Source organism: Halomonas cerina, assembly GCF_014192215.1.
Taxonomy (GTDB): Bacteria; Pseudomonadota; Gammaproteobacteria; order Pseudomonadales; family Halomonadaceae; genus Halomonas; species Halomonas cerina.
The window spans coordinates 34,742-57,578 of record NZ_JACHXP010000015.1 but is presented as its reverse complement, the minus strand read 5'-3'; the positions used below and the strand labels follow the sequence as shown (position 1 = coordinate 57,578).

At 67.3% G+C, this 22,837-nt stretch carries 20 protein-coding genes; 16 read left to right on the top strand and 4 right to left on the bottom strand.

All coding sequences use genetic code 11. From position 1 onward, the window contains the following. Positions 1-7 precede the first annotated feature (7 nt). From mraY to lpxC, 10 genes are all read left to right on the top strand, one after another. Entirely contained in the window at positions 8-1,090 is a 1,083-nt protein-coding gene (gene mraY / locus FHR94_RS14220) for a phospho-N-acetylmuramoyl-pentapeptide-transferase (RefSeq protein WP_183326426.1), read from the top strand. A 28-nt stretch (positions 1,091-1,118) separates the two neighbouring features. After that, positions 1,119-2,507, top strand: a complete 1,389-nt coding sequence (gene murD, locus FHR94_RS14215) for a UDP-N-acetylmuramoyl-L-alanine--D-glutamate ligase (RefSeq protein WP_183326424.1) — start codon at positions 1,119-1,121, stop codon at positions 2,505-2,507. After that, entirely contained in the window at positions 2,504-3,712 is a 1,209-nt protein-coding gene (gene ftsW, locus FHR94_RS14210; RefSeq protein ID WP_183326420.1) for a putative lipid II flippase FtsW, read from the top strand. Before murD ends, ftsW begins: the two co-directional genes overlap by 4 nt. Further along, the gene (gene murG / locus FHR94_RS14205; RefSeq protein ID WP_246389973.1) at positions 3,709-4,797 is read left to right on the top strand and encodes an undecaprenyldiphospho-muramoylpentapeptide beta-N-acetylglucosaminyltransferase; all 1,089 of its coding nucleotides are present in this window, start codon (positions 3,709-3,711) and stop codon (positions 4,795-4,797) included. The genes ftsW and murG overlap by 4 nt, the downstream gene beginning before the upstream one ends. A gap of 58 nt (positions 4,798-4,855) precedes the next feature. Next, the gene (gene murC, locus FHR94_RS14200) at positions 4,856-6,268 is read left to right on the top strand and encodes a UDP-N-acetylmuramate--L-alanine ligase (RefSeq protein ID WP_183326532.1); all 1,413 of its coding nucleotides are present in this window, start codon (positions 4,856-4,858) and stop codon (positions 6,266-6,268) included. Beyond that, entirely contained in the window at positions 6,268-7,191 is a 924-nt protein-coding gene (locus tag FHR94_RS14195) for a D-alanine--D-alanine ligase (RefSeq protein WP_246389971.1), read from the top strand. The genes murC and FHR94_RS14195 overlap by 1 nt, the downstream gene beginning before the upstream one ends. A 3-nt stretch (positions 7,192-7,194) precedes the next feature. Next, on the top strand, positions 7,195-7,920 hold the full coding sequence (locus tag FHR94_RS14190) for a cell division protein FtsQ/DivIB (protein WP_183326418.1): 726 nt from the start codon (positions 7,195-7,197) through the stop codon (positions 7,918-7,920). 190 nt (positions 7,921-8,110) lie between these two features. Next, positions 8,111-9,385: a cell division protein FtsA gene (gene ftsA / locus FHR94_RS14185; RefSeq protein ID WP_183326415.1), complete on the top strand. Its 1,275-nt coding sequence runs from the start codon at positions 8,111-8,113 to the stop codon at positions 9,383-9,385. 34 nt (positions 9,386-9,419) lie between these two features. After that, positions 9,420-10,589: a cell division protein FtsZ gene (ftsZ, locus tag FHR94_RS14180; RefSeq protein ID WP_183326413.1), complete on the top strand. Its 1,170-nt coding sequence runs from the start codon at positions 9,420-9,422 to the stop codon at positions 10,587-10,589. A 111-nt stretch (positions 10,590-10,700) separates the two neighbouring features. Then, positions 10,701-11,612 (top strand): UDP-3-O-acyl-N-acetylglucosamine deacetylase, encoded by a 912-nt coding sequence (lpxC, locus tag FHR94_RS14175; RefSeq protein WP_183326411.1) that lies wholly within the window; start codon positions 10,701-10,703, stop codon positions 11,610-11,612. Positions 11,613-11,743: 131 nt separating this feature from the next. Here the strand turns inward: lpxC and FHR94_RS14170 are convergent, their stop codons facing one another. After that, on the bottom strand, positions 11,744-12,169 hold the full coding sequence (locus FHR94_RS14170; protein WP_246389970.1) for a DUF721 domain-containing protein: 426 nt from the start codon (positions 12,167-12,169) through the stop codon (positions 11,744-11,746). A 160-nt stretch (positions 12,170-12,329) separates the two neighbouring features. Between FHR94_RS14170 and FHR94_RS14165 the strand changes: the two genes are divergently transcribed. From FHR94_RS14165 to FHR94_RS14150, 4 genes are all read left to right on the top strand, one after another. Next, complete coding sequence (locus FHR94_RS14165) at positions 12,330-12,704, top strand: hypothetical protein (RefSeq protein ID WP_221188490.1); 375 nt, start codon at positions 12,330-12,332, stop codon at positions 12,702-12,704. 63 nt (positions 12,705-12,767) lie between these two features. Continuing rightward, positions 12,768-15,500, top strand: coding sequence for a preprotein translocase subunit SecA (secA, locus tag FHR94_RS14160; protein ID WP_183326407.1), 2,733 nt, complete (start codon positions 12,768-12,770; stop codon positions 15,498-15,500). Positions 15,501-15,626: 126 nt separating this feature from the next. After that, on the top strand, positions 15,627-16,856 hold the full coding sequence (gene argJ / locus FHR94_RS14155) for a bifunctional glutamate N-acetyltransferase/amino-acid acetyltransferase ArgJ (protein WP_183326406.1): 1,230 nt from the start codon (positions 15,627-15,629) through the stop codon (positions 16,854-16,856). 85 nt (positions 16,857-16,941) lie between these two features. Then, positions 16,942-17,889, top strand: a complete 948-nt coding sequence (locus FHR94_RS14150; RefSeq protein ID WP_183326526.1) for a Nudix family hydrolase — start codon at positions 16,942-16,944, stop codon at positions 17,887-17,889. Between the two features lie 192 nt (positions 17,890-18,081). Here the strand turns inward: FHR94_RS14150 and FHR94_RS14145 are convergent, their stop codons facing one another. Further along, the gene (locus tag FHR94_RS14145) at positions 18,082-18,984 is read right to left on the bottom strand and encodes a carbon-nitrogen hydrolase (protein ID WP_183326404.1); all 903 of its coding nucleotides are present in this window, start codon (positions 18,982-18,984) and stop codon (positions 18,082-18,084) included. Next, the gene (locus FHR94_RS14140; protein ID WP_183326402.1) at positions 18,981-20,051 is read right to left on the bottom strand and encodes an agmatine deiminase family protein; all 1,071 of its coding nucleotides are present in this window, start codon (positions 20,049-20,051) and stop codon (positions 18,981-18,983) included. Before FHR94_RS14140 ends, FHR94_RS14145 begins: the two co-directional genes overlap by 4 nt. A 166-nt stretch (positions 20,052-20,217) precedes the next feature. Here FHR94_RS14140 and FHR94_RS14135 point away from each other — a divergent pair, with 166 nt between their 5' ends. Further along, positions 20,218-21,459, top strand: a complete 1,242-nt coding sequence (locus FHR94_RS14135) for a lipoprotein-releasing ABC transporter permease subunit (RefSeq protein WP_183326399.1) — start codon at positions 20,218-20,220, stop codon at positions 21,457-21,459. A 7-nt stretch (positions 21,460-21,466) separates the two neighbouring features. Next, complete coding sequence (locus tag FHR94_RS14130) at positions 21,467-22,189, top strand: ABC transporter ATP-binding protein (RefSeq protein WP_425485386.1); 723 nt, start codon at positions 21,467-21,469, stop codon at positions 22,187-22,189. A gap of 38 nt (positions 22,190-22,227) precedes the next feature. On the opposite strand, the gene FHR94_RS14125 is transcribed toward FHR94_RS14130, so the two are convergent. Next, entirely contained in the window at positions 22,228-22,794 is a 567-nt protein-coding gene (locus tag FHR94_RS14125) for a DUF2062 domain-containing protein (protein ID WP_183326395.1), read from the bottom strand. Positions 22,795-22,837: the final 43 nt, after the last annotated feature.

The window sequence follows — 22,837 nt, the reverse complement described above, 5'->3', positions numbered from 1 at the left end:
GCACTACATGCTGCTTTTTCTGGCTGATTTCCTGGCGCAGTTCCAGAGCGCCTTTCGTGTCTTCGACTATCTCACCCTGAGGATGATCCTCGGGACCCTGACGTCCCTGGTGCTCTGCCTGTGGCTGGGGCCGGTGGTGATCCGCCGCCTGGTGGAGCGCCAGATCGGCCAGGCCGTGCGCGACGACGGCCCGCAGTCGCACCTTTCCAAGGCGGGGACCCCAACCATGGGCGGGGCGATGATCCTCATGGCCATCGCGGTCAGCACCCTGCTGTGGGGGGACTTGACCAACCACTATGTGTGGGTGGTGCTGGCGGTGACCCTGGGCTTCGGCGCCATCGGCTGGGTCGACGACTATCGCAAGGTGGTGGAGAAGAACCCGCGCGGCCTGCCCGCCCGCTGGAAGTATTTCTGGCAATCGGTGATCGGCCTGGCAGCGGCCGGGGTGCTGTATGTCACCGCGGCATCCCCGGTGGAGACCAGCCTGATCGTACCGCTGTTCAAGGAGTTCGTGCTGCCACTGGGGGTCTTCTACATCGTGCTCAGCTACTTCGTGATCGTCGGCAGCTCCAACGCGGTGAACTTGACCGACGGCCTCGATGGCCTGGCCATCATGCCCACCGTGCTAGTGGCCATGGGGCTGGCGGTGTTCGCCTACGCCAGCGGCAACGTGGTCTTCGCCGACTACCTGCAGATTCCCCTGGTCGTCGGGGCCGGTGAACTGGCGGTATTCTGTGCCACCATTGCCGGGGCGGGGCTCGGCTTTTTGTGGTTCAACACCTATCCCGCCCAGGTCTTCATGGGCGATGTCGGGGCCCTGGCCCTGGGCGCGGCGCTGGGCGTGGTAGCGGTGATCGTACGCCAGGAGATCGTGCTGTTCATCATGGGTGGCATCTTCGTCATGGAGACCGTGTCGGTGATCCTGCAGGTGGGCTCCTACAAGCTGACCGGCCGACGCATCTTCCGCATGGCGCCGCTGCACCACCACTACGAGCTCAAGGGCTGGCCGGAGCCGCGAGTCATCGTGCGCTTCTGGATCATTACCGTGGTGCTGGTGCTGATCGGCCTGGCCACGCTCAAGGTCCGCTGATACCACGCCACCTACGCAAGGAGCCGCCATGATCAAGGTGCCGAAGGGAGTCACGCTGGTGGTCGGCCTCGGGGTATCGGGGCGGGCGATCTGTCGCCACCTGAGCCGACTCGGCCAGCCCTTCATGGTCGCCGATACCCGGATCGAGCCCCCGGGGCTGGCCGACTTCCGTGCCGCCTATCCCGACATCGCGGTGCATGGGGGCTCGCTTACCGACCTCGACCTCAGCGAGGCCCGGGAGGTGGTGGTGAGTCCCGGGGTGGATCCGCGTACGCCGGGACTCGACACCCTGGCCGGGCATACTGGCGAGAACGACGAGCCGCGCCTGGTGGGCGAGATCGCGCTCTTCATCCGGGCGGCCCAGGCACCGATTGCGGCGATCACCGGGGCCAACGCCAAGTCCACCGTGACCACCCTGCTCGGCGAGATGGCTCGCGAAGCCGGCCTGCGCGTGGCGGTGGGCGGCAACCTCGGCACCCCTGCCCTGGACCTGCTCGCCGAGCAGCCCGACGCCGAGCTCTTCGTGCTCGAGCTGTCGAGCTTTCAGCTCGAGACCACCCCCTGGCTGGGGGCCGAGACCGGCGCCTTCCTCAACCTGTCCGAGGATCATCTCGACCGTCATGGGAACATGGCCGGCTATCGCGCCGCCAAGCTGGGCATCTTCCGGGGCGCACGGCACGGCGTGGTCAATGCCGACGACCCGGCCACCTGGCCGGCCGAGCCGCTGCCGGCCCTGGACCGCTTCACGACCCGGGCCCCGAAAGGGGAAGAGTGGGGGATCGCCGACCATGACGGCGGCGAGGGCCCCAAGGCCTGGCTGATGCACGGCACACGCCCGCTGATGCCGGCCGAGGCGGTACGCCTGCCGGGTCGCCATAACCAGGCCAATGCCTTGGCGGCCCTGGCCATGGGCCATCGCCTGGGGCTTGGGCTTCCCGCCATGCGTCGCGTGCTCACGCGTTTCGCCGGCCTGCCCCACCGCGGTGAGCTGGTGGCCGAGCGCGATGGCGTGCGCTGGATCAACGACTCCAAGGGGACCAACGTGGGGGCGACCCTGGCGGCCATCGCCGGACTGGGGCCGACACTCGCCGGCCGGCTGATCCTGTTGGCCGGGGGCGTGGGCAAGGGCGCCGACTTCTCCCCGTTGGCCGAGCCGCTGGCTCGCCACGGCCGCGAGGCGGTGCTCTTCGGCCGGGATGCCGCTCGTCTCGAGGCGGCGCTGAGGGGCCAGGTGGCCGTGACCCGAGTGACGGATCTTGCGCAGGCCATGGCCCGGGCCGCGGCGATCGCCCGTCCCGGAGACTGTGTGCTGCTTTCGCCAGCCTGTGCCAGTCTCGATCAGTTCCGCGACTATCAGGCGCGTGGCGAGGCCTTCCGCCGCGGGGTCTCGCGCCTGGCGAGCGGGAGACCAGCATGAGTCGACTGTCTCGCCTCCGTCGGCGCCTGTCCACCGCCGAGCAGCCCTTCGACGGCTGGTTGGCGGTGGCGGCACTGGCGCTGTTGCTGATGGGCTGGGTCATGGTCACCTCGGCCTCCACCGAGGTGGCCTCTAGCCTTACCGGCAACGCCTGGCACTTCAGCCTGCGCCATGGGGTCTTCGTGGCGGGCTCCCTGGGGGTGGCGCTGCTGGTCCTGCAGGTGCCGCTGGCCTGGTGGAAGGTCAACGGGCCGCTGCTGCTGCTGCTTGGCCTGGCGCTGCTGGCCCTGGTGCTGGTGGTGGGGCATGAGGTGAACGGTAGTCGGCGCTGGCTCTCCGTGCCGGGGGTGCCGTTCAACCTGCAGGCCTCGGAGGTCGCCAAGCTCTGTCTGATCGTCTACCTGGCCGGTTACCTAGAGCGCTTCCTGCCCCAGGTGCGCCGGGAGTGGGGCGCCTTCCTGCGCCCCTTGGCGGTGATGGCTCTGATGGCGCTCTTGCTGATCCTCGAGCCCGACTACGGGGCGGTGGTGGTGATGACCGCTTGCGTGATGGGCATGCTGCTGATGGCGGGCGCCCCCTGGGGACGCTTCTTGCTGCTGATGCTGCTGGTGGGGGCGCTCGGGGCCGTGGCCGCCATCGCCGAACCCTATCGCCTGGCCCGCCTCACCAGCTTCGCCGACCCCTGGGCCGACCAGTTCGCCAGCGGCTATCAACTGACTCAGGCGCTCATCGCCTTCGGCCGGGGACACTGGTTGGGGGTGGGACTCGGCAACAGCGTCCAGAAGCTCTTCTACCTGCCCGAGGCCCATACCGACTTCGTCTTCGCGGTGCTGGCCGAGGAACTGGGGCTGGTAGGGGCCATCGCGGTGATTGGCCTCTTCGCGCTGCTGGTCTGGCGAGCCATGGCCGTGGGGCGTCGGGCCGAGCTGGCCGGCCTGGTCTTCGCCGCCTACCTGAGCTACGGCATCGCCCTGGTCATCGGCGCGCAGGCCTTCATCAACATCGCCGTGAACACCGGCATGCTGCCGACCAAGGGCCTGACCCTGCCGCTGCTCAGCTATGGCGGCTCGAGTCTGGTGATCAGTGCCATGATGATGGCCTTGCTGCTGCGGGCCGATGTCGAGACGCGCCGGCGGCAACGACGCACTTCACCCGAGGCATCACGCGCCGCCCGACCCATGACCGAGCAGGGAGCCAAGGGATGAAGATAGGCGAGGAACGCCGCGCCCTGATCATGGCCGGCGGCACGGGGGGGCATGTCATTCCGGCGCTGTCGCTGGCGAGGGGCCTCGCCGCGGCCGGTGTCGAGGTGGAGTGGCTGGGCAGCCCACGCGGCATCGAGAACCGCCTGGTCCCGGAGGCCGGCCTTCCCCTGCACCGCATCGCCGTGAGCGGGCTGCGCGGCAATGGTCTGGCGGGCTGGCTCAAGGCACCGCTGAACCTGGTGCGGGCCGTCTGGCAGGCTCACCGGGTGATCCGCGCTGTCGATCCCGGTCTGGTGGTGGGGCTCGGGGGCTTCGCCAGCGGCCCCGGCGGGCTGGCCGCCTGGCTGATGCGCCGGCCGCTGGTGATCCACGAACAGAACGCCGTGGCCGGGCTGACCAATCGCCTGCTGGCGCGCCTCGCCCGGCGCCGCTACGCCGCCTTTCCCCAGGCCTTCCCGGGCCGTGCCGAGGTGATCGGTAACCCGGTGCGCGGCGAGATCGCCGCCCTCGGCGAGCGCCCCCGGGGTGCTGACGAGATGATAGCGCGCCCACTGCGCCTGCTGGTGGTCGGCGGGTCGCTGGGGGCGCTGGCTCTCAATAACACCTTGCCCGAGGCACTGGCCCGCCTGCCCGACGACCGCCGGCCTCAGGTGCATCACCAGGCTGGCCGCGACAAGGAGGCGGCGACCCGTGAGGGATATCATCGTCATGGCGTCGACGCGGACGTATCCGCCTTTATCGACGACATGGCCGAGGCCTATGAGTGGGCGGACCTGGTGGTATGCCGGGCGGGAGCTCTGACCGTGGCCGAGCTGGCCGCGGCGGCCAAGCCGGCGCTCTTCGTGCCCTACCCCCATGCGGTGGATGATCACCAGACGGCCAATGCCCAGGCGATGGTGGAGGCCGGTGGTGCGCAGCTACTGCCACAGCATGACATGACCGCAGCGTCACTGGCCGACCGGCTCGAGGCGCTGCTCGACCCCGACACTCTCGCCACCATGGCGGTGCAGGCCCGGTGGGGTGCACACCTCGAGGCCGTCGAGCGCCTGGTGGCCGGTTGCATGGAGACAGGTTTTGAGCGATGACACTCTTGGACCGGTTCCCGGTCAGGCCATTGCCCCGCGCCACGGCCGGGGCCTGGGCATGCGGCGTACCCGGAGGATCCATTTCGTGGGCATCGGGGGGGCCGGCATGTGCGGTATTGCCGAAGTGCTGGCCAATCAGGGCTATGTTGTCAGCGGGAGCGACCTGAAGGAGTCCTCCGTGGTGGCGCGGCTGCGCAGTTGCGGCATCCGGGTGACGATCGGACATGCCGCCGAGAATGCTCGTGACGCCGACGTGGTGGTGGTCTCCACCGCGGTGGATGAGGCCAACCCGGAGATTCACGAGGCCCATGAACGTCGTGTGCCGGTGGTGCGCCGCGCCGAGATGCTCGCCGAACTGATGCGCTTTCGCCATGGGATCGCCGTGGCCGGCACCCATGGCAAGACGACCACGACCAGCCTGACGGCCACCCTGCTTGGCGAGGGCGGGCTCGATCCCACCTTCGTGATTGGCGGCCGGCTCACCAGTGCCGGCACCAATGCCCGTCTGGGGGAGGGGGACTACCTGGTCGCCGAGGCCGACGAGTCGGATGCTTCCTTCCTTCACCTGCAGCCTATGGTGGCCATCGTCACCAACATCGATGCCGATCACATGACCACCTACGGGGGGGATTTCGAGCGGCTCAAGAGTACCTTCGTCGAATTCCTGCACAACCTGCCGTTCTATGGCCTGGCCATCCTGTGCCTGGATGATGCCAACGTGCGCGGCTTGTTGGGTCGAGTCCACCGGCAGTTCGTGACCTACGGGTTCAGCGAGGATGCCGACTACCGGATCCAGGGCTTCGAGCAGCAGGGCGGCGAGGTCCACTTCACGGCGCTGCGGCCGGATGGCCTGGCACCGCTGTCGGTGCGTCTGGCCATGCCCGGGCGTCACAATGCCCTCAATGCCTTGGCCGCGATCGCCGTGGCCAGTGACGCTGGTCTCGAGGACGACGCGATCCTGCGTGGCCTGGCGAACTTCGCCGGGGTCGGTCGCCGCTTTCAGGTTCAGGGGACCTACGCGGCACCGGGTGGCGCTGGCGAGGTCATGCTAGTCGACGACTACGGCCACCATCCCCGCGAGGTGGAAGTGGTGATCCAGGCGGTGCGGGACGGCTGGCCTGACCGACGCCTGGTGATGGTCTACCAGCCGCATCGCTTTTCCCGGACCCGGGATCTCTATGAAGACTTCGTGCGCGTCCTGGCCGGGGTCGATGTGTTGCTGTTGCTTGATGTCTACAGTGCCGGTGAATCGCCGATTCCCGGCGCCGACGGGCGCACTCTGGCCGGTTCCATTCGCCAGCGTGGCGAGGTAGACCCGATCTTCGTCCAGGACAAGAGCGAACTGCCGGGGCTGCTGGCCAAGGTGCTGCGCCCCGGTGATATCCTGATCACCCAGGGGGCCGGGGACGTAGGGGGCATTGCCCTGCGCCTGGCAGAGGCGTCGCTGGAGCTCGACGAGGTGGCATTGTGATGACCGAGATGACGAAGCTCGGCCGGGTAGTGGTGCTGTTCGGCGGCCGCTCCGCCGAGCGGGAGGTTTCGCTCAAGAGCGGCGCGGCGGTGCTCGCGGCGCTCGAGCGCGGTGGCGTGGATGTCGTCGGCTATGATCCCGCCGAACGCGGCCTGGCGGGCCTCGAGGCGCTGGCGCCGGACCGGGTCTTCATCGCCCTGCATGGCCGCGGTGGAGAGGACGGCACCCTGCAGGGCGCGCTGGAGCTGCTCGGCATTCCCTACACCGGCAGCGGCGTACTCGCTTCGGCGCTGGGCATGGATAAGCAGCGTACCAAACTGGTGTGGCAGGCCCTGGGCCTGCCGACCCCGGAGAGCGTGATGCTCGGCCCGGATGCCGACTGGGCCAGAGTGGTCGAGCGCCTGGGGCTGCCGTTGATCGTCAAGCCGGTCCACGAGGGATCGACCCTGGGCATCAGCATCGTCGACAGTCGCGATACCCTGGAGGCGGCCTATCGCGACGCGGCGCGCTTCGACACCCGGGTGATGGCCGAGCGCTTCGTACATGGCGAGGAGTATACGCTGTCGCTGCTTGGCGACAGGGCGTTGCCGGCGATCCGCGTGGAGGTGCCCGGTGGCTTCTATGACTATCAGGCCAAGTACATGTCCAACGACACCCGCTACCATCTGCCCTGCGGGCTGTCCGGCGAGGACGAGGCGTTGCTGGCCACGCTCAGCCGGGAGGCATTCGAGGCCATCGGCGCCAGCGGCTGGGGCCGTGTGGACGTGATCCGCGACGCCGACGGTCGCTTCTGGCTACTGGAGGTCAATACCGTCCCGGGGATGACCGATCATAGCCTGGTACCGCAGGCGGCGGCCCATGCCGGCATCGACTTCGATGCCCTAGTCTTGCAGATTCTCGAGACCGTTGGGGAGTCACGCTAGTCCATGGCGAGGCGAGGAACGTGGGTCGGGCTGCTGCTGCTGGCCCTGGTGCTGGGCGCGGGGGGCCGGGCGCTGTGGCTGTGGCTCGACCGCCCGATCGAGCGCGTGTCGATCCGGGGGCAACTCGAGCATGTCAGCGCCGACTACCTTCGCGCCCGGCTGGCCCCTCTGCTGCAGGGTCGCACCTGGCTGTCGGTGGATCTGGAGACCCTGCGTGACCGGGCGCGGGACATCGGCTGGCTAAATGAGGTCCGGGTGCGGCGCGAGTGGCCCAATGCCCTGACCTTCCAACTGGTCGAGGAGGTGCCGGTGGCACGCTGGAACGACGATCGTCTCCTCAACCCGCGGGGCGAGCCCTTCGACTTTGCCCCCCTGTCGCCGCCCGGCGACTTGCCGGACCTGGCCGGCCCTGCCGGCAGCGGGGCCGAGGTGCTGGCTTACCATGATGCGCTGTCACGGCAGCTGATGCCCCTGGGGCTCACCCCCGAGCAGTTGCGACTCGAGCCGCGCGGGGCCTGGCGCTTGCAGCTGAACAGCGGGATCTGGGTGATGCTCGGGCGCAATGACCGCGAGGTGCGTCTGGGGCGTTTCGCTGCCGCCTGGCAGCGCGAGCTCGGTAGCCTGGCGTCGCATATCCGCTACATCGATCTGCGATATCCCAACGGCGTGGCCGTCGCCTGGCACGGCGAGCGCGAACCGGCAGGAGAGGACAACGGCGAGGGGGGATGATGGAGCGGGGCCCGGGAGGGCTTCTGGTCATGCCCCGCGGTGTTTCTTTCGCCTGCAAATCGCCGTATGGTGAATGGTCTTTCATCGTGGGCTGGTGGAGCAGGGAGGCTTGTTCCTATAATCAGTGACCAAGCTCACGTTTCAGCGAATTTCCCCGCAGCGGGTCAGGTTCGAGGAGAATTCCCGACTCATGGCAGGTCCCTCCAATGCGTCCAATATGGTAGTCGGGCTGGATATCGGAACATCCAAGGTCGTGGCGATCGTGGGCCAGCCCACCGATGACGGCGGGATCGAGATTGCCGGTATCGGCTCTCATCCCTCACGTGGCATGAAGAAGGGCGTGGTGATCAACATCGAGTCCACGGTGCAGTCGATCCAGCGTGCCGTCGAGGAGGCCGAGCTCATGGCCGGCTGTGACATCCACTCGGTTTATGTGGGTATCGCCGGCAGTCACATCAGCTCCATGAACTCCGACGGCGTGGTCGCCATCCGGGAGCGCGAGGTGGCCTCCTCCGATATCGACCGGGTGATCGACTCCGCCCGCGCACGTGCGATCTCGGAGGGACAGCGCGTCCTGCATGTGCTTCCTCAGGAGTTCGCCATCGATACCCAGGGCGGCATTCGCGAACCGCTGGGCATGTCGGGGGTGCGTCTCGAGGCGCGCGTTCACCTGGTGACCGCGGCGCTGAATGCGGTACAGAACATCGAAAAGTGTGTACGCCGCTGTGGCCTCGAGGTGGATGACATCATTCTCGAGCAACTGGCGTCCAGTCATGCCGTGCTGACCGAGGACGAGCGCGAGCTCGGCGTGTGCATGGTGGACATCGGCGGCGGGACCACCGACATCGCGGTGTTCACCGAAGGGGCCATCCGCCATACCGCGGTGATTCCCATCGCCGGCGACCAGGTCACCAACGACATCGCCATGGCGCTGCGTACCCCGACCCAGCATGCCGAGGAGATCAAGGTCAAGTATGCCTGCGCGCTGACTCAGCTGGCCGCCAGCGATGAAATGATCAAGGTGCCCAGCGTCGGGGATCGACCCGCCCGGGACCTGTCCCGGCAGTCCCTGGCCGAGGTGGTCGAGCCGCGCTACGAGGAGCTGTTCACCCTGGTACGCGACGAGCTGCGGCGCAGTGGCTATGAGGACATGGTCGCCGCCGGCGTGGTCCTGACCGGGGGGACCTCGCGCATGGAAGGGGTCGTGGAACTGGCCGAGGAGATCTTCCATATGCCGGTGCGGATCGCCTGTCCTCAGAATGTCCGGGGGCTGGCCGATGTGGTGCGCAACCCGATTTATTCGACGGGTGTCGGTTTGCTACAGTACGCTCTATCGGAGGCCCGTCAGGGGCAGGGTGGAGCGATCACGGCACAGTCAAGACGCGAGGACGTCACCCGGCGCGGATCCGGGGGCGGGATACCGGCGCTGGCAAGGTTCAAGGGCTGGTTGAAAGGAAATTTCTGACAGGGCCGTGCACACGGTCCAGGAGACGGGGCAAATGTTCGAACTGGTAGATAGCGCACCCTCAAGCAGTGCGGTCATTAAGGTCATCGGGGTCGGTGGCGGTGGCGGCAATGCCGTCAATCACATGGTCGAAAGCAGCATCGAAGGCGTCGAGTTCATCTGCGCCAACACCGATGCCCAGGCACTGAAGCGGGTCGCGGCCAAGACCGTCCTTCAGCTCGGTAGCGAGATCACCAAGGGACTGGGTGCCGGTGCCGATCCCGATGTCGGTCGCCAGGCGGCCATGGAGGATCGTGAGCGCATCGCCGAGCTGCTCGCCGGGGCCGACATGGTGTTCATCACCGCCGGCATGGGCGGGGGGACCGGCACCGGCGGGGCGCCCGTGGTGGCCCAGGTCGCCAAGGAGCTAGGGATTCTCACCGTGGCGGTGGTCACCCGCCCCTTCCCCTTCGAAGGGCCCAAGCGCATGCGCGCGGCCGAGGAGGGCATGAAAGAGCTCTCCGAGCATGTCGACTCCCTGATCACCATTCCCAACGAGAAGCTGCTCTCGGTGCTGGGCAAGAGCGCGACCCTGCTCACGGCCTTCAGTGCCGCCAACGATGTGCTGCTGGGGGCCGTACAGGGGATCGCCGAGCTGATCACCAGTCCCGGCATCATCAACGTCGACTTTGCCGATGTGCGTACCGTGATGTCCGAGATGGGCATGGCGATGATGGGCACCGGCGGCGCCATCGGCGAGAATCGCGCCCGGGAAGCCGCCGAGAAGGCGATCCGCAGCCCGCTGCTCGAAGACATCGACCTTCACGGTGCCCGCGGGATCCTGGTGAACATCACCGCCGGCCCGGACCTGTCCATCGGTGAGTTCAACGACGTGGGGGCCACCGTCCAGGAGTTTGCCTCCCAGGATGCCACCATCGTGGTCGGTACTTCCATCGACATGGAGATGACCGACGAACTGCGCGTCACCGTGGTGGCCGCCGGCTTGGACGGCCAGCAGAAGCGCCAGAAAGCGGCCCCCCGGGAGACCATGCGTCGCCCCAATCCCGAGTACCGCCGCCAGCAGGCCGTCGCTGGCCGCACGCCGTCGACTGCCACCAAGGCGGAACCCCAGGAGGCACCCCGTCAACAGGCCGAGAAGCGCAAGGCCCAGGAGCTCGATGACTATCTGGATATCCCGGCCTTCCTGAGGCGTCAGGCCGATTAAGCCGGTCTATCGATGACATAGTCGATGGAGGGTGCGCAGACTTTTGTTGAAACGCGTGTTTGGTGCTATAGTGAACGGTGTTTGATAACCAACACTGCTCGGCGACTGCCCATGATCAGACAACGCACTCTCAAGAATGTCATCCGCGCCACCGGTGTCGGCCTGCACTCCGGCAAGAAGGTCTACCTGACCTTGCGGCCGGCACCGGTCGACACCGGTATCGTCTTCGTGCGCACCGATCTGGAACCCGAGGTGCAGATCCCGGCTCGCGCCGAGAACGTCACCGATACGACCCTGTGCACAGCGCTTTCCGCCGACGGGGCGAAGGTGGCTACCGTGGAGCACCTGATGTCGGCCTTCGCCGGCCTGGGCATCGACAATGCCTATGTCGATGTCAGCGCCCCCGAGGTGCCGATCATGGATGGCAGCGCCGGGCCCTTCGTGTTCCTGATTCAGTCGGCCGGGATCGCCGAGCAGGGGGCGGCGAAGAAGTTTATTCGCATCAAGCGCGAGATCGTGGTGCGTGAGGGTGACAAGGAGGCGATCTTCCTTCCCCATCAGGGCTTCAAGGTCTCGTTCGCCATCAACTTCGATCATCCCGTCTTCGAAGACCAGAAGCAGACTGCCATGGTGGATTTCTCCACCACCTCCTTCGTCAAGGAGGTGTCGCGCGCACGGACCTTCGGCTTCATGCGCGATCTCGAGTACCTGCGCTCCCATAACCTGGCGCTGGGGGGGAGCCTCGACAATGCCATCGTGGTCGATGACTATCGCATCGTGAACGAGGGGGGGCTGCGCTACGACGACGAGTTCGTCAAGCACAAGGTGCTGGATGCTATCGGTGACCTCTATCAGCTGGGGCACAGCCTGATCGGTGAGTTTCGCGGTGTGAAGTCCGGTCATGCCCTCAACAACGAGCTGTGCCGCGCTCTGTTGGCACAGCCCGAGGCCTGGGAGGTCGTGACCTTCGAGGATGAGGCCCAGGCGTCACCGATCTCCTATGCGGCACCCGCCATGGCCTGAGCCCCGGCTTCGCCGGCAGCTGTAAGTGGGAAGAGCGCCGCTTCGTGGCCGGAAGCTTGAAGACAAACAACCCCGCTGGGCCTGCCAGCGGGGTTGTTTCATATCAGGCTGGGATAATGCGGGCTTCGGGCTTACGGCTCGCGTTCGGCGTGTGAGGCGAGGCGTTCCAGGGCGCGCCGGAGGCGCGGGTCGTCCACCTCGGCGGCGCAGCTCGAGAGTTCGTCGGCTGCCCGGGCCGGGAGGTGGCGTGTCTGCCGCAAGGGGGGAGTGGGTGGGCGCACCGGGCGAACCTTCAGGGTGAAGGACGCGACCGCCTCGAAGCCCGACAGTTCATGCAGCACGGCCAGAAGGCGTGGCTGCTCGTAACGGAGCCAAGTCAGCCAGACGGCCCGGTCGGTGATCAATGTCAGGCGTCCCTGGCGGTAACCGCCCACGAAGACATGCGCGCGCATCTCCTCGGGCAGGTGATCACGCAGGTGGCGTTGTGCCGTCTCGATCAGGTTCGCCGTGCGCATCAGGGGCCCTAGCTCGCCCCGGCCCTCCAGGAGGCGGGACATGGGCTGTGCGCGGAACCGCTTAACCTTTATACTCATCAGCTTGATTCTCGGGGAGGGCCCCGGGTGTCGCCTGCCGTGGGACACATTTCACCACGACGGCCAGGCATCACCAAGGAAGAACCGCGAAAGCCTAGCACGTAACGGGAGTTCCTCGACAGCCATGCCGACCCTCACCGCCGATATCCGTTCGCCAGCCGTGGCGCCTTCACGGGGCGAGCGCCGGCCGCCGGAGCGCCGTCCGGCCCGCTGGTGGTGGGCGGGTCTGCTGGTCGGCTGTCTGCTGCCGGCAGGACTGGCCCAGGTCGAGCACCTGCGTCCCGCCGAGCGTCTCGCCCAGATCTGCATCCTGGCACCGGCGTTGATTCGTGCGCGTACGCACCTTCGGGCGCGGCGGTGCGCCCTGCGCCGGGATCACCGCCGCGTGCCGCGCGTCGGGCAACATGGTCTCGAGCCACGCCGTCTCTCGGCCCCCTTGCGGCGCGCCGTGGCGGCTCAGGACGTGCTGACGCGACGCGGCCCGCCGCGTGTGGCGTGACCCGGATACTCGAGCGCGGCCGCGTCCGGCGGCCGCATGCCACACGCAGTTACTGGATGCGTCATGATCAACAACCTGTTACGCAAGGTCGTCGGCTCGAAGAACGACCGTGAAGTCAAGCGAATGAACCGCCAGGCGGCGAACGTCACGGCCCTCGAGCCGGAACTCGAGACCCTCGACGACGCGGCCCTGCAGGCCCGCACCGACGCCTTCCGCGAGCGGCTCGAGGCCGGTGAAAGTCTCGAGGCGCTGCTGCAGGATGCCTTCGCTACCGTTCGCGAGGCCAGCAAGCGGATCATGGGGATGCGGCATTTCGATGTGCAGCTGATCGGCGGCATGACCCTCAACGAGGGACGAATCGCCGAGATGAAGACCGGCGAAGGCAAGACCCTGGTGGCGACCCTGGCGGTCTACCTCAATGCCTTGCCGGGCAAGGGCGTCCATGTGGTGACGGTCAACGACTATCTGGCCCGCCGTGACGCCGAGTGGATGCGTCCGCTCTACGAGTTCCTCGGCCTCTCGGTGGGTACCATCTATGCCGGCCAGACCGCCGAGGAGAAGCGTGCCGCCTACGGCTGTGACATCACCTACGGCACCAACAACGAGTTCGGTTTCGACTACCTGCGCGATAACATGGCCTTCTCCCTGGAGGACAAGGTCCAGCGTGGGCTGCACTTCGCGATTGTCGATGAGGTGGACTCCATCCTCATCGACGAGGCGAGAACGCCACTGATCATCTCCGGCGCGGTCGACGAGAACACCGAGCTCTACAAGGTCGTCGACCGTCTGGCGCGCCACCTGGCGCAGTGCAGCGACGAGGAGGATCCTGAGAGCGGCGACTTCCTCCTCGACGAGAAGCAGAAGCAGGTGGAGCTGACCGAGCAGGGCCACCATCGGGTCGAAGAACTGATGCGCGGCGAGGGCCTGTTGGGTGAGGAGGACTCCCTCTACGCCGCCCAGAACCTCAACCTGCTGCAGCACATGCATTCCGCCCTGCGCGCGCGTCACCTCTATCATCGTGACGTGGACTACATCGTCAACGACGGCCAGGTGGTGATCGTCGACGAGCATACCGGCCGCAGCATGCCCGGTCGGCGCTGGTCCGAGGGCCTGCACCAGGCGGTGGAGGCCAAGGAGGGAGTGCCCGTCCAGCGCGAGAGCCAGACGCTCGCCTCCACGACCTTCCAGAACTACTTCCGTCTCTACGAGAAGCTGTCGGGCATGACCGGCACCGCCGACACCGAGGCCTTCGAATTCCGCCAGATCTACGGCCTGGATGTGGTGGTGATTCCCACCAACAAACCGCTGATCCGTGAGGACCTGAACGATCTTGTTTACCTGACCGCCGAGGAAAAGTTCGAGGCGATCATCGAGGATGTCAAGGCGCAGACCGAGGCGGGTCGGCCGGTGCTGGTGGGCACGGCCTCCATCGAGACCTCCGAGTACCTGGCAGGCCTCATGAAGCAGGCGGGGATGGCGTTCAATGTCCTCAATGCCAAGCAGCACCAAAGCGAGGCCGAGATCATCGCTCAGGCCGGTCGTCCCGGAGCCATCACCATTGCCACCAACATGGCCGGCCGCGGTACCGATATCGTGCTGGGTGGCAACTGGGAAGCGGAGGCCGCCAAGCTCGATGCTCCCGATGAGGCCCAGATAGAGCAGCTCAAGCGTGACTGGCTGGCACGCCATGAGGCGGTGCTGGCGGCCGGCGGCCTGCATGTGGTCGGCTCCGAGCGCCACGAGTCCCGGCGCATCGACAACCAGCTGCGCGGCCGCGCCGGTCGCCAGGGTGATCCGGGCTCGACGCGCTTCTTCCTGTCGCTGGAAGACAACCTGATGCGCCTGTTCGGCTCCGACCGGGTGCAGCGCCTGATGCAGGCGCTGGGCCTGGAGCGCGGCGAGGCCATCGAGCACAAGATGGTCTCCAATGCGGTGGAGCGGGCCCAGAAGAAAGTGGAAGGTCGCAACTTCGACATCCGCAAGCAGCTGCTTGAGTACGACGACGTGGCCAACGATCAGCGTCGCGTGATCTACGAGCAGCGCAACGAGATCCTCGCTGCCGACGATGTCTCCGACAACGTCATGGGCATCCGCGAGGAGGTGCTCGGTGAGGCGATCAGCGAATTCGTGCCGCCCCAGAGCCTCCCGGAGCAATGGGACCTGCCCGGCCTGCAGGATTACCTCAAGACCGAGTTCAACCTCGACGCACCGGTGGTGGAGTGGGCCGAGCAGGACGAGCGGTTCCACGAGGAGCAGCTTCGGGAGCGCCTGCATGCCATGCACCGCGAGGCCTACCAGGCCAAGGTGGCGGCCGCCGGCCCCGAGTTGATGCGTCGCTTCGAGAAGCAGGTGATGCTGCAGGTGCTGGACACGCGCTGGAAGGAACACCTGCAGTCCATGGACCATCTGCGCCGGGGTATCCACCTGCGCGGCTATGCCCAGAAGAACCCCAAGCAGGAGTACAAGCGCGAGTCCTTCGAGCTGTTCCAGACCCTGCTGACCAATATCAAGGCCGACGTCACGCGGATCCTCAGCCATGTCCAGGTGCGTCGACCCGAGGAGGTCGAGGAGCTTGAACGCCAGCGTCGCGAGACCCTGGCGCGAGACAAGACGGCCGCGGCCAGCCGCCACGAGGCGCCATCTGCCAGCGACCGGAAGGCATCAGCGGAGGCCGTGCCGGCTCCGGGAGCCGATGGTCGCCCGCTGCGCCGCGAGGGACCCAAGGTCGGGCGCAACGATCCCTGTCCGTGCGGGTCAGGCAAGAAGTTCAAGCAGTGTTGCGGCAAGCTGAGCTGAGCTGGGCTACGGGCTTGCGAGCCGCGAGCCGCGAGGCGCAGGGCATCATCCTGCTCGAAGCTCGAAGCTCGAAGCTCGAAGCTCGACGCTCGACGCTCGAGGTAAATTCAGACAGGAGACGAGACGATGGCAGTGGGCGAAGCCAGCTTTCCGGCCATGCCGGTGATCGAGGGGCTGCGGCTGGGCACCGCACGGGCCGGCATCAAGCAGCCCAGCCACCGTGACCTGGTGGTGATCGAGATTCCCGACGGCGCGCGTGTGGCCGGGACCTTCACCCGTAATGCCTTCTGCGCGGCGCCGGTGATCGTCGCCAAGGAGCACTTGGCAATCTGCAGCGTTCGTGGTCAGGGGCCGCGCTACCTGGTGATCAACACCGGCAATGCCAATGCCGGGACCGGCGAGATCGGGCTTCGCGATGCCCGGGCCACCTGTGCCGAGTTGGCTCGATTGGCCGGCACGCACGCGGAGGCCGTGCTGCCGTTCTCCACCGGCGTGATCGGCGAGCCGCTGCCGATGGAGCGTCTGCTGGCCGGCCTACCGGCAGCGCTGCAGGGGCTCGACGACGGCCCCGTCGGCTGGCACGAAGCAGGCGAGGGGATCCTGACCACCGACACCCGACCCAAGGGCGCCAGCGTGATCGTCCCCTTGGGCGATGACAGCGTGACGATCAACGGTATCGCCAAGGGCTCGGGCATGATCAAGCCCGACATGGCGACCATGCTGGCCTTCGTGGCCACCGATGCCGCCGTCGAGCAGTCACTGCTCGACGCGCTGCTGCGCGAGACCGTCGATCGCACCTTCAACTGCATCACCGTGGATAGCGATACCTCCACCAACGATGCCTGCATGCTGATCGCCACCGGGCGTGGGGCCGAAGTGGCGAGCGAGGAGGCGGTCAGGGGCTTTCGCGATGGCCTGCAGCGGGTCATGACCGAGCTTGCCCAGGCGATCATTCGTGACGCCGAGGGGGCGACCAAGTTCGTCACCCTGCAGGTGGAGGGTGCCGTCTCGCGCCGCGAGGCGCTGGACGTGGCCTTCACCGTGGCCCACTCGCCGCTGGTCAAGACCGCGCTGTACGCCAGTGACGCCAACTGGGGGCGCATCCTGGCCGCGATCGGGCGAGCCCCGGTGGAGGCCTTCGATGTTTCCCGGGTGATCATTGACCTGGGCGAGGTGCGCCTGGTCGAGGCGGGGGGACGGGCACCAGGCTATACCGAGGAGGCCGGTAGTGCGGTGATGGGCCGGGAGGAGATCTGCATTCGCATCGACCTGGGGCGTGGCGGACAGGCGGCGACGGTCTGGACGTCGGACCTGTCCCATGACTACGTCTCGATCAATGCCGACTATCGTAGCTGACGGGCGTCGATGGCGGCCGCCAGCCAGACTCAGATTCCATGACGGCTGACACGCCGCGGACAAGTTGGAAAGGTGAATGAACGCAATGGTGAAGAGAAGGGTGCATGTGGCGGCCGCCGCCATCATCAGTGCCGACGGTCGCGAGGTGCTCATCGCCCGGCGGCCGTCCAACGTGGACCATGGCGGTCTCTGGGAGTTTCCCGGGGGCAAGCTGGCACCCTACGAGACGGGGCTCGAGGCCCTCAAGCGCGAGTTGCATGAGGAACTCGGCGTGGAGATCCGCCGCGCCCAGCCGCTGATCCGGATCCATCACGAGTATTCCGACAAGCACATCCTGCTGGATGTGTGGCAGGTCCACGAGTTCGCCGGCGAGCCCTTCGGGCGCGAAGGCCAGGCGGTGCGCTGGGTGTCCATGGACGAGTTGGGCAAGTATCCTTTCCCGGCGGCGAACCTGCCGATCCTGCGCGCCGTGATGCTGCCGACCGAGTTTTTGATCACCGGCGAGGAGGCCGATGAGACGCGTTTCCTGGAGCGGCTGGAGCGGGCCCTCGCGGAAGACCGGGTTCGCCTGGTACAACTGCGTGACAAGGCTCTCGAGGAAACCGCCTATCTGGCCCGGGCGGACAGCGCCCTGGCGCTGTGCCGACGGTATGGCGCGCGCCTGGTGCTGAACGGGGAGCCGTCGCTGCTGGAAGCGGTGGACGCCGACGGCCTCCACCTCACCAGCGAGCGGCTGATGAGTCTGGAGCGCCGCCCCCTGGCCGAGGGTAAGTGGCTGTCTGCCTCCACCCATGATCGCGCGCAGCTCGCTCGGGCCCATCGCATCGGCTGTGACTTCGTGACCCTGTCGCCACTGCGTACCACCCCGTCGCATCCGGAGGTGGCGCCCATCGGCTGGCATGACTTCCAGCAGCTGGTCGAGCATGCCGGTATGCCGGTCTTCGCCCTGGGCGGCATGACCCGGCATGATGCCAACCATGCCCGCGCCGTGGGCGCTCAGGGCATCGCCTCGATCCGGGATTTCTGGAAGTAAGCGCCAAGCTGCAAGCGCCGAGCTGCTCTGTGACGAGCAGCCGGTATCGAAGAAGTCCATGAGAAACCCCGCCGGATGTCGAGTCCGGCGGGGTTTCTTCGTTGATGCCAGCATTGCCGGTGGCATCATCCTGCTCGGCGCTCGGCGCTCGGCGCTCGGCGCTCGGCGCTCGGCGCTCGGCGCTCGGCGCGCTCAATCCCGATAGCGCCGCGTCAGGTCCCCATAGGCGTCGATGCGCCGGTCCCGCAGGTAGGGCCAGATCCGTCGTACCTCCTCACCGCGCGTCATGTCCAGGGTCACCAGCAGCCGTTCGGCCTGCTGCCCGGCATGGGCCAGCAGTTCGCCCTGGGGACCGCAGATGAAGCTGCCGCCCCAGAAGTCGATGCCCGGACTGACACCCGAGTGATCCGGCTCATGTCCCACCCGGTTGGCGACGATCACCGGCAGGCCGTTGGCGACACCGTGACCGCGCTGGATGAGGGTCCAGGCATCCTTCTGGCGGGCTTTCTCGTCCTCGTCGTCGGGGGGATGCCAGCCGATGGCGGTAGGATAGAGCAGCAGCTCCGCCCCGGCCAGGGCCATCAGCCGCGCGGCCTCGGGATACCACTGATCCCAGCAGACCAGCACCCCGAGCCGGCCCACCGAGGTGTCGATGGGCGTAAAGCCCTGGGCGCGTGCTGCATCGTGATCGCCGGGTGTGAAGTAGAACTTCTCGTAGAAGCCCGGGTCGTCGGGAATGTGCATCTTGCGATAGTGCCCGACGCGACCCCGGTCGCCATCGTAGACCACTGCGGTATTGTGATAGAGACCGGGGGCCCGGCGCTCGAACAGCGAGCCCACCAGCACGATGCCGAGCTCGGCCGCCAGGGCCGCCAGGCGGCGACCGCTCGGACCGTCCAGGGGCTCGGCCAGGTCGAACAGCTCGGTGTCCTCGTACTGGCAGAAGTAGTGGGTGGCGTGCAGCTCCTGCAGCAGTACTAGCTCGGCCCCGGCCGCGGCCAGCTCGCGGATCCCGGCCTCGCTCTCGTCCAGGCTGCGCTGCTTGTCGGGCCAGGCGGGTTGCTGGACCAGGCCGGCCTTGAGGGTACGGGTCATGGGAACTCTCCTTGAGGGGGCTGCGGGGTGACGGGGCTCAGACAGCCCGTGGGCAGTTGCATCGTCAGGCAGTGGAGGCTGCCGTGCTGGCGGATCACGCTGAGGCAGTCGATGGGGATGATGTCCCGTTTCGGGAAGGCCTCGCCGAGGGCGGCCAGGGCCCGGCTGTCGGCGGCATCGCCGTACATCGGCACCAGCACGGCGCCGTTGATGATCAGGAAGTTCGCGTAGGTCGCCGGCAGGCGATGACCGTCCACCGGGTCGTAGCAGGCCGAGGGCCAGGGCAGCGGGATCAGGCGGTAGGGCTCACCGTCGGCGCGACGCAGGGCACGTAGCTCCTCCTCCAGCGCGGCCAGCGCCGGAAAGTGCGGGTCGGCCAGATCGTCGCAGCGCACATAGGCGAGGGTCGCGGGGTCGCAGAAGCGTACCAGGGTGTCCACGTGACTGTCGGTGTCGTCGCCTTCCAGGTGCCCGTGGGCGAGCCACAGAATCCGCGAGACCCCCAGCTCGGTCTTTAGTCGCGCCTCCAAGGCGGTCCGGTCGAGCTGGGGATTGCGATTGGGGTTGAGCAGACAGGCCTCGGTGGTCAGCAGCGTGCCTTCGCCATCGGTCTCGAGGGCTCCCCCTTCGAGTACCAGCTCGCGGGCCTCCACCGGACAGGCGAACAGGCCGGCCTCGGCGAGGCGACGGGTCAGGGTATTGTCGAGGGTCGCCGCGTACTTGCCGCCCCAGCCTGTGAACACATAGTCGAGCAGTCGCGAGGTACCATCCTGCGACACGGCCAGCGGGCCATGGTCCCGGGTCCAGGTGTCGTCGGCCGGTGCGACGACCAGTCGCAGGCGATGGTCCGGGACCCCGAGCCAGCCAAAGCGCTTGGTCAGGTGGGTGCGGGTCGCGGCGTCCGGCACGGCGATCAGCACGGACTGGTAGCGGGTGATGGCCACGACCATGGCCTCGAGAGTGGCCTCGATGCGCTCGAGCAGGGGAGCCCAGTCACTGTCGGGGCCTGGCCAGGTCAGCAGCACGGCGTCCTGGGGAGTCCATTCGGGTAGCAGGCGGTTGGCCATGGAGCGGGATCTCTTGCGAAGCGGTCAACAGGGCGGCGACAGGCCGCGTCGGCGAATGTAGGGCGATGTCTTCCATGATGCAAGGATCGCGCAAATCGCGCCTGACGGCGATGCAGGGGCGATCGAAAAGCCGTACCATGGGCGCCCGCCGACAAGGAACGATCCCATGCTCGACCGTCTGCCTTTGCTGATCGGGTTGCGCTATGTGCGCGCCAAGCGTCGCAACCATTTCATCTCCTTCATCTCCCTGACCTCCATGTTGGGCCTGATGCTCGGCGTCGCCGTGCTCATCCTGGTGCTGTCGGTAATGAATGGCTTCGACCACGAGCTGCGCACCCGGGTGCTGGGCATGGTGCCGCATACCCGAATCGAGGCCCCAGGCGGCCTCACCGACTGGCAGCCCTTGGCCGAGCGCCTGACGCAGCGGGATCAGGTCATCGGGGCGGCCCCCTATGTGCAGCAGCAGGGTATGTTTTCGGTGGGGGGGCGCAACGAGGGTGCCATGGTCAATGGCATCGAGCCGGCGTGGGAACAGCGGGTATCGATCATCGACGAGAACATGTCCCGAGGGCGTCTCGATGACCTGGCGCCGGGGGAGTGGAACATCGTACTGGGCGCGATCCTGGCCCGCCGCCTGGGGGTAACGGTGGGCGACCAGGTGACCCTGCTGGTCCCCGAGGCCTCGATCACGCCAGCGGGGGTCTTCCCGCGCCTGAAGCGGTTTACCGTAAGCGGCATCTTCAGTGTCGGGGCGGACCTCGATGCCAGCATGGCCTATGCCCACCTGGAGGACATGCAGACCCTAGCCCGCCTGGGTAATGCGGTGGGGGGGCTGCGCCTCGAGCTGGAGGATTTGTTCCAGGCCGGCAGCGTCACCCGGGCGATCATCGATGACCTGGGACCGGGCTATCGCGGCTTCGACTGGACCTACTCCTACGGCAACCTCTTCCAGGCGATCCAGATGGAGAAGCGCATGATCGCCCTGCTGCTAACGGTGATCATCGCCGTGGCGGCCTTCAACATCGTCTCCACCCTGGTGATGGTGGTCACCGACAAGCATGCCGACATCGCCATCCTGCGCACCATCGGCGCCACCCCGCGGTCGATCATGGGCATCTTCATGGTCCAGGGCGTGGCGATCGGGGTGATCGGCATCCTGGTGGGGGTGGGCCTCGGAGTCCTGCTGGCCCTGACCATCGCCGATGTCATCGCCTTCCTGGAGACGGTCCTGGGCATCCAGTTCCTCGATGCCGGGGTCTACTTCATCAGCGACCTGCCGTCGCGCCTGAACTGGACAGATGTGCGCAACATCGTCGCGGCGGCCTTCGTCCTGACCTTCCTGTCAACCCTGTACCCCGCCTGGAAGGCGGCACGGGTCCAGCCTGCCGAGGTGCTGCGCTATGAATGAGACGGCCATGACACGTCAGTCGGAGACCGCCCCCGCCATACGCGAGGTGATGCTCGAGTGCCGCGACCTGACCCGGGTCTATCGGGAGGGCCCGCGCGACGTGACGGTGCTGGATGGTCTCGAGCTGCGGGTGCGGGCCGGCGAGCGCGTTGCGGTCGTGGGCAGTTCCGGGTCCGGCAAGACGACTCTGCTCAACCTGCTCGGTGGGCTGGACCGTCCCACCCGTGGGGAGGTGCGGATCGCCGGGGAGTCGCTGCTCTCGCTGGGGGAAGCCGCCCTGGGGCGTTTCCGCAATCGCCACATCGGCTTCGTCTACCAGTTCCACCACCTGCTCTCGGAGTTTACCGCCCTGGAGAACGCCGCCCTACCGCTGATTGTGCGCGGACAGCGCAAGAAGGCCGCCGAGGCTTTGGCCCGTGAACTGCTGGACAAGGTGGGCATGCAGGAGCGGGCGGATCACAAGCCCGGTGAGCTCTCCGGGGGGGAACGTCAACGGGTGGCCATCGCCCGGGCGCTGGTCACCGATCCCAGCCTGGTGCTGATGGACGAGCCCACCGGCAATCTCGACCAGGCCACGGCCGCCAGCATCCTGGCGCTGATGGATGGACTCGCCGTCACGGCGGCCTGTGCCTTCGTCATCGTCACCCACGATCCCGCCTTGGCCGCCCATCAGGACCGGGTCCTGAGGCTCGATGGCGGGCGTCTCGCCGAACAGGCCCGTCACGCCTAGCGTCCAACGTCGCTGCCGCGAGGACCTCCCCGCCGACCTCAGGCACGCTCCGGGTCGGAGCCGCGGGCCTCGTCCCGGCTGGCGTGACGCTGCCGGCGGCGCCGCGCGCGCCGCTTCCAGCTGCGTGAGACCTGCCAGCGCCACAGCAGCCGGATGATCAGGTTGCCGGCCAAGCCGACGACCACCGCCGCGACCACCGAGCCCGTCATCAGGGCGGGGAGGATGTCCAGCAGCTGCTCGGCCACCCACTGGGTACTGAGCCGCTCCGGAGCCGCCCGCACCGGCGCATCGAGCAGCCAGGCGCCGAGCCGGTAGTTACCGTAGTAGATCAGCGGCATGGTCAGGGGATTGGTGATCCATACCAGGCCCACCGAGAGCGGCAGGTTGCAGCGCACCAGCCAGGCACCACCGGCCGCCACCAGCATCTGGAAGGGGATCGGCAGCAGGGCGCTGAACAGTCCCACGAAGCAGGCATTGGCGACGCTTCGCCGCGACAGGAGCCACAGGGAGGGGGTGTCGGTCAGGTGACTCACGCAGCGCAGTGAACGCTGGCGCCGGAGGGTCTCGGGGTGAGGCAGATAGCGCTGCAGGAGTCGGCGCGGCATGTCGACGGGCTCGCGGCTTCGGGACCTGAGCTATTATCCATAC